The 6,312-nt window shown below is 33.3% G+C and carries 6 protein-coding genes; 1 reads left to right on the top strand and 5 read right to left on the bottom strand.

Features of this window, described 5'->3' with window-relative positions; all coding sequences use genetic code 11:
* Positions 1–176: 176 nt before the first annotated feature.
* The 4 genes from HMPREF9402_RS03790 to HMPREF9402_RS03775 all read right to left on the bottom strand — a co-directional run bounded on the left by HMPREF9402_RS03790 (position 177) and on the right by HMPREF9402_RS03775 (position 3,816).
* The gene (locus HMPREF9402_RS03790) at positions 177–899 is read right to left on the bottom strand and encodes an N-acetylmuramoyl-L-alanine amidase family protein (RefSeq protein ID WP_006783934.1); all 723 of its coding nucleotides are present in this window, start codon (positions 897–899) and stop codon (positions 177–179) included.
* 129 nt (positions 900–1,028) lie between these two features.
* Complete coding sequence (locus HMPREF9402_RS03785) at positions 1,029–1,730, bottom strand: hypothetical protein (RefSeq protein ID WP_006783933.1); 702 nt, start codon at positions 1,728–1,730, stop codon at positions 1,029–1,031.
* Positions 1,727–3,157, bottom strand: coding sequence for a sensor histidine kinase (locus HMPREF9402_RS03780; RefSeq protein WP_006783932.1), 1,431 nt, complete (start codon positions 3,155–3,157; stop codon positions 1,727–1,729). The genes HMPREF9402_RS03785 and HMPREF9402_RS03780 overlap by 4 nt, the downstream gene beginning before the upstream one ends.
* A gap of 2 nt (positions 3,158–3,159) precedes the next feature.
* Positions 3,160–3,816, bottom strand: coding sequence for a response regulator transcription factor (locus HMPREF9402_RS03775; RefSeq protein ID WP_009606522.1), 657 nt, complete (start codon positions 3,814–3,816; stop codon positions 3,160–3,162).
* 157 nt (positions 3,817–3,973) lie between these two features.
* On the opposite strand from HMPREF9402_RS03775, the gene HMPREF9402_RS03770 reads away from it, so the two are divergent.
* Complete coding sequence (locus HMPREF9402_RS03770; protein ID WP_006783929.1) at positions 3,974–4,687, top strand: pirin family protein; 714 nt, start codon at positions 3,974–3,976, stop codon at positions 4,685–4,687.
* 39 nt (positions 4,688–4,726) lie between these two features.
* Here HMPREF9402_RS03770 and HMPREF9402_RS03765 read toward each other — a convergent pair whose 3' ends face one another.
* Positions 4,727–6,277, bottom strand: coding sequence for an AbgT family transporter (locus tag HMPREF9402_RS03765; RefSeq protein ID WP_006783928.1), 1,551 nt, complete (start codon positions 6,275–6,277; stop codon positions 4,727–4,729).
* Positions 6,278–6,312: the final 35 nt, after the last annotated feature.

Genomic DNA, 6,312 nt, shown 5'->3' with positions numbered 1-6,312 from the left:
GATGGGTTCATTTTTTATATGTTTATTTCAGCTTAGGGGAATAAATTTATTCTCTTATCATCAGGATAAGAAGAATTTAGGTCGAGAGTTTTTTCTCAATAGATAGTGTCTTCCTCACAAGGGATGTGAGGAAATAAACGACTTCATTACAAAATTAAACATTTTATCTACTCCAATCATGATTCAAAAAATTGATTAATTCCATTTACCATTCCTGTTACAAGTTTATATTGGTAAGCATCACTTTGAAGAAGTGATAACTCTGATTTATTGGTCATATACCCTAACTCAACTAAGCAAGCCGGCATTTCTGTTTTTCTGGTCACCACTAATTCATCATAAGCACGAATTCCTCTATCTCTTGCACCTGTAGTTTCAACTAATTCAGTTTGAATGAATTGAGCTAATACCTCATCTGACTCTGTTTTAGTACTTTCATTATAATAAACTTCAATTCCACTAACCGTTGAATCATCGATATATGAATTTTGATGGATACTAATAAATAAATCTGCTTCTACTTCATTAGCAAACTCTGCTCTTTCAGTTAGCGTTAAATACGTATCATCACTTCGCGTCATCATCACTTCATATCCTTCTTCTTCTAAAGCACTCTTTAGTTTTAACGCAATCTGTAAGTTAAGATCTTTTTCATCAACATTTGAAATGCTACTCCCTGGATCTTCATCTCCATGACCCGCATCAATGACAATCAATTTTTGTTTCTCTTCTTCTATACTTCGTGCGAAAACTTGTATCTCTGATGTAGCAGGCTCTATCAAGTCTTCCTTTTTTAATTTTATATTCGTCAATACACCTATAGCTGTTAAGAGTAAAATAAATAAACTCATTTTTATATATTTAAATCGGGGTTTTTGTTTGCTATTTCTATATCGCATTTTCATCCCTCTTTTCGTCAATCTCTAACATATTGAGACAATTATATCGATTGCATCTATGAAAGATTTAAAAAAGTTATATAGAAGTTGTAAAGTTTTAAAAAGATGCATCCTAAGATGCGTCTTTTTTTAATTTAACGTCGACCAAAACCCAAGTGAACATCTCACGATACGTAATGTATAAGGATTTACTTCTAATAAAAAAGATTGTTCTTTTGTTTGCTTATCATAATACGTTAACTCATAATTATTAGAAAAATCAGAGCTTCCAATCTCAAAGCTAAGGGTATCAGGATTAATTCCCATAACCATCTCAATATAATTTTGACACATAGCTATCACTTCCTCTACCTCAACTTTATCACCATCAGAGAATCGAGTTCCTTTTGAACAATCATCAATCTCTAATAGTTGACCACTACTAGCCGTTAAAATGACTTGATAATCATAAGTTTCACCTTTCATTTCAACAATAAAAATTCCTTCACTCAATTCATCATTTAAACTATCAATCACTTCTTCTGAAAAAGAAAAGAGGTACGGCTTATGTTTCCATTCTAAAATGAGATTTTCCATTGTTTCAGATTCATAAAACTGAACAGCGATAGCAACATTATCAAGTTGTAAACTTTTTTGAAGGTAGCTATTCACAGCTTTAATACTAATATCTTTAATCGTATCAACTGAAACAATTCCATTGTAATTAGAACTAATATCTAACGCATTTGTTTCAATCTTTTGACTCATCAAAGTATCAAGTTGAATCGTATTAAAGAGCCGAGAACATCCACTAAGAAATAAACATCCTAAAATAAAGATTATTTTTCTCATAATGCTTCCCCTCCTATCTTTAGAAACTTGACCATTATTTTTGTGCCTTGATCAATCTGACTTTCAATTATTAATTCTCCCTGATGTAACTGAATAATTTTTTTACAAATTGCTAACCCAAGACCTAATCCATTATTTCTCGTCGTTCTGACTTCATCTACCATATAAAAGGGTTGCGTTATTTTATCAAGATGTTGCGGTGAAATCCCGCATCCCTCATCTTCAACGATTAATAAAATTTCATTCTGTAGCGACTCACAACGAATCGAAATGTTATGGTCTTCTTGAGATGCTTTTATCGCATTTTCAACTAAATTAATAATCAGAGATTTCATTAAATCTACATCCATTAAAAACTCACCATCTTCACAATTAACAATCAAATTCAAATGATACGCTGAGGTCTTCATTTCAAGAATAGGTAAAATGGATTCAATGACATCTTTTAAATTTCCTCTTTGAAGTGGAAGATTTTCCTTCTCAAGTAATACTAAATTCATCAATTTAACTGAGATTGTTTCCAATCGTTTTCCTTCATTATAAATAGTATCTAATGCTTCTAAAAATAACTCTTCATTGTATGGCGATTTTCTTAAAAAATCAGTATATCCAAGAATTGAAGTTAATGGTGTTCTCAGTTCATGGGTAAAGTCATTAATAAAATTTTGTTTATCTTCGTTACTTTTAGCAAGCTCGTTAATTTTAATTTCAATTGCTTGAGCCATCTCATTAAAATCGTGAGCTAAACGTCCCATTTCGTCATGAGTACGAATCTGAAGTCGTTCGTTATAATGGCCACTTGCAATAACTTTCGTCGAATGAACCATTCGTTCAATCGGTTTTGTAATAGATTTGCTCACTGCAAACATTGAAATAAAATAGATTACTAACGCTAGGGCATCAAGTAAGATAAAAAACTGATATTCCTGAATTCTATTTATATATAAATGAGTTAAATCTCTTACATAAGAAATTCGATAAATCGTCTGTTCTACTGGAACTGAAATGGATGAAAACAAATAAGTTTTCCCCTCAATTTCCCTTAATATATAATTAATTTCATCTGTCTTAATTTGATCATATTCAATACGTCTATCAGGCAATTTAAAATCAATATTCGTATAAATCATCTCATTACTATCATTAATAATTTCTATGTAATTTATTTCTTTGCCACTCCCATAAACAACATTTTGAGCATATGACTTTAATAACTCTTTGGTATAACTTTCATCATTATAAATCTTAAAAACAGGCCCCATCGCGACAATGCCTTTATAAATAGAATCCGTCTGACTAAGCGTACTTTCAACTTCTTGATTTAGCATATTAGAATGATTCTCTTCAATAATGAGCACCCCAGATATATTAAAAATAATCGTAAAGACAATCATCGAATACAATGTAATCTTAATCCAAATCTTCACGATTAATCCTCCAAACGATATCCAATTTTATAGACTGTTTTAATCTCCTCTTGTAACCCTAACTTTTTACGTAGCGCATTAATATGCATATCAACTGTCCGAGTTTCACCATAATAATCAATTCCCCATACTTTTTCAATTAACTGTTCACGGGATAAGGCAATATTCTTATTTTTTAACAGTGTTAAAAACAAATCATATTCTTTCACTGTGAGATACACGACGTTACCATTTAGCTCAACTTCACGCTTTTCATCATTCACCGTAATATTTTTATATGTTAACAATTTATGAACTTTACCATATCTTCTTAAAACTGCTTCAATACGAGCTAATAACTCTATCGCTTCAAAAGGCTTGACCATATAATCATCTGCCCCTAAACGTAGACCGTCTACCTTATCCATCGTCGACGTCTTTGCTGTTAAAAAAATAACCGGAATATTTAAGGGACGTATTTTTTCCATTAACTTAAATCCATCCATTCCTGGAATCATCACATCAAGTAAAATAAGATCAAACTTTTCTTTTTGAATTCGCTCAAAAGCTAATAAACCATCCTCAACTGATTCCGTTAAATAGCCCGCTAAATTCAAATTTAATTTAATTAAACGCGCAATGCTCAAATCATCTTCTACAATTAAAACCTTATGTTCCATATGATTACTCCTTTCTCCTTTGATAATTATACTTCTTTTTGTTACCTGGGAAATAAATTTCCTGTCGAATTTAATCGTAATATGAAGTATACTTTCAGCTAACTCATCAATACTATGAGTAGGCGTATGCCTAATTTTTAAGATGGGGTGAAATACTATGCTCAGAAAACTCGATCATCAGTTCATGGGTGGTGCAGTTTACGATTGGCTTGAGTCAACATACCACTTTTCCTATGCTGATTACTTCGATCAAGCGAATCTTAATTTCGGTGTCTTACGTGTTTTAAATGATAATATGATTGCACCACATAGTGGATTTGAAGCTTGTCCCCATAAAGATATGGAGATTTTAACATACGTTATCTCTGGAACGTTAACTCATACTGATAGTATGGGCAATACCACTCACTTAACTCGTGGACAAATGCAATACTTAAGCGCTGGTACCGGTACAACACATCGTGAGTACAACGATCAAGATGAACCGCTTCGACTTCTTGAAATGTGGATTACTCCAGATAAAAAAGGACATCAACCAACATATGGAGTCTATCACTTTGATTGGGATGCACGTCATAATGAATGGTTACATATGGCATCTGATTTAACAGATGATGCCCCTATTACCCTAAATCAAGACGTTAATATCTATACGATTCTTTTAGACGAACATAATACGGCTGATATAAATGTTGGGGTGAATCGTCAAGCTTACCTTCTTCAAATCGAAGGCTTCTCAGAAGTGAACGGGATTGCATTAAAAGAGAAAGATTCTCTTGAAATTATAGAAGATCATGTTCATATTGAGGCGACACATGACTCACATTTTATTGTCATTGAAATGAAAAAAACAGATCATCCATATATGTAAAAAAGGCTTGAACAAAATGTTCAAGCCTTTTAATTTTTATTACATAAAGATTGAGATTCCAGGTCCTAATGGTAAGTTGAATACGAACCAGATAATTAATAACAGTGTCCATCCAATTAATAAAGAGATTGAATAAGGAACCATTGTTGAAATTAAAGTACCAATTCCTGAATCTTTATCATATTTATGAGCGAATGTTACGATTAATGCGAAGTAGCTCATTAATGGAGAGATTAAGTTAGTTGTAGAATCTCCGATACGATAAGCCATTTGCGTAAATTCTGGTGTGAATCCAACTTTCATTAACATTGGAACGAATACTGGAGCTAAGATAGCCCATTTAGCAGAAGCTGATCCCATGAAGATGTTGATAAATGCTACTACTAAGATAAATAAGATAACTAATGGAATACCTTGTAATCCGATTGCTTGTAACATATCAGCACCTTTAACCGCGATGATTGTTCCTAAGTTAGTATAACTGAAGTAAGCAACGAATTGAGCAGCGAAGAATACTAACACAATGTATGATCCCATTGAAGCCATACTTTTACCCATTAAGTTCATAACGTCTTTATCATTCTTAACTGTTTTAGCACCAACACCATAAGCGATACCAACTAATCCGAAGTATAATGCAATGATGAATACTAATGAATCCATAAATGGTGATTTTAAGATTCCTTGTACACCTGGATCAGTTCCGCGTAATAATCCATTTGCTGGACCCACTAAAGCAATAATTCCTACTAGGATAACTAATGCTGCGATACCAGCGAATTTTAATCCGCGTTTTTCTTCTTTTGTTACAGTCATTGAATTTTCTTCGACTGTTGCATCACCTTTATAAGCTCCTAAACGTGGTTCAACGATTTTCTCAGTCACGAATGTTCCGATAACTGTGATTAATACTGTTGAAGCAATTAAGAACCACCAGTTCGCTTCCATCCCAACTACATAGTTTGGATCAAATAACTTAGCTCCTTCAGTTGTTAATCCTCCAAGTAATGAATCAGTAGGACCAACCATAACGTTAGCACTGAATCCTCCAGATACCCCAGCGAATGCCGCTGCAAGACCTGCCATTGGATGACGTCCAACACTTAAGAAAATAATAGCTCCAAGAGGAATTAATACTACGTATCCAGCATCAGATGCGATACTTGATAAAACCCCTGCAAGTACAACAACTACCGTAATTAAACGTTTTGGTGTACTCATAACTAATTTCTTTAATAAAGCTGAAATGAATCCAGTTCCTTCAGCAAGACCAACCCCAAGTAATGCTACTAAAACTGTACCAAGTGGGGCGAATCCAGTAAAGTTACTTACTGCTGATTTAAATAAATATTGAACACCTTCTTTTGAAAGAAGACTATTTACTGTTACTGTCATTTCCTCAACAACATTCGTTGTACGATTAATCCCCTCGTACGTTACCGAAACTCCTGATGCTGCTAAGATTGCTGATAATACAACGATTACTCCACATAAAATTAAGAAAATTGTTGCTGGATGCGGTAACGCGTTCCCAATTCTCTCTACTCTATCGAGTATTGTTACTTTTTTCTTGCCGTTTTTCTTACTCATATGCTTACCTCCTTGTAAATTTAGCTCTTCTCCCT

The sequence above is a fragment of the Turicibacter sp. HGF1 genome, from assembly GCF_000191865.1.
Lineage (GTDB): Bacteria > Bacillota_I > Bacilli_A > MOL361 > Turicibacteraceae > Turicibacter > Turicibacter sanguinis.
Note: the sequence above shows the minus strand (reverse complement) of the source record. Positions and strands in the feature narration are given on the sequence as shown.

Coding starts and splice junctions, on each gene's coding strand:
- HMPREF9402_RS03790 (WP_006783934.1), bottom strand. CDS start 899: ATGCGATATAGAAATAGCAAACAAAAACCCCGATTTAAATATATAAAA.
- HMPREF9402_RS03785 (WP_006783933.1), bottom strand. CDS start 1,730: ATGAGAAAAATAATCTTTATTTTAGGATGTTTATTTCTTAGTGGATGT.
- HMPREF9402_RS03775 (WP_009606522.1), bottom strand. CDS start 3,816: ATGGAACATAAGGTTTTAATTGTAGAAGATGATTTGAGCATTGCGCGT.
- HMPREF9402_RS03770 (WP_006783929.1), top strand. CDS start 3,974: ATGCTCAGAAAACTCGATCATCAGTTCATGGGTGGTGCAGTTTACGAT.
- HMPREF9402_RS03765 (WP_006783928.1), bottom strand. CDS start 6,277: ATGAGTAAGAAAAACGGCAAGAAAAAAGTAACAATACTCGATAGAGTA.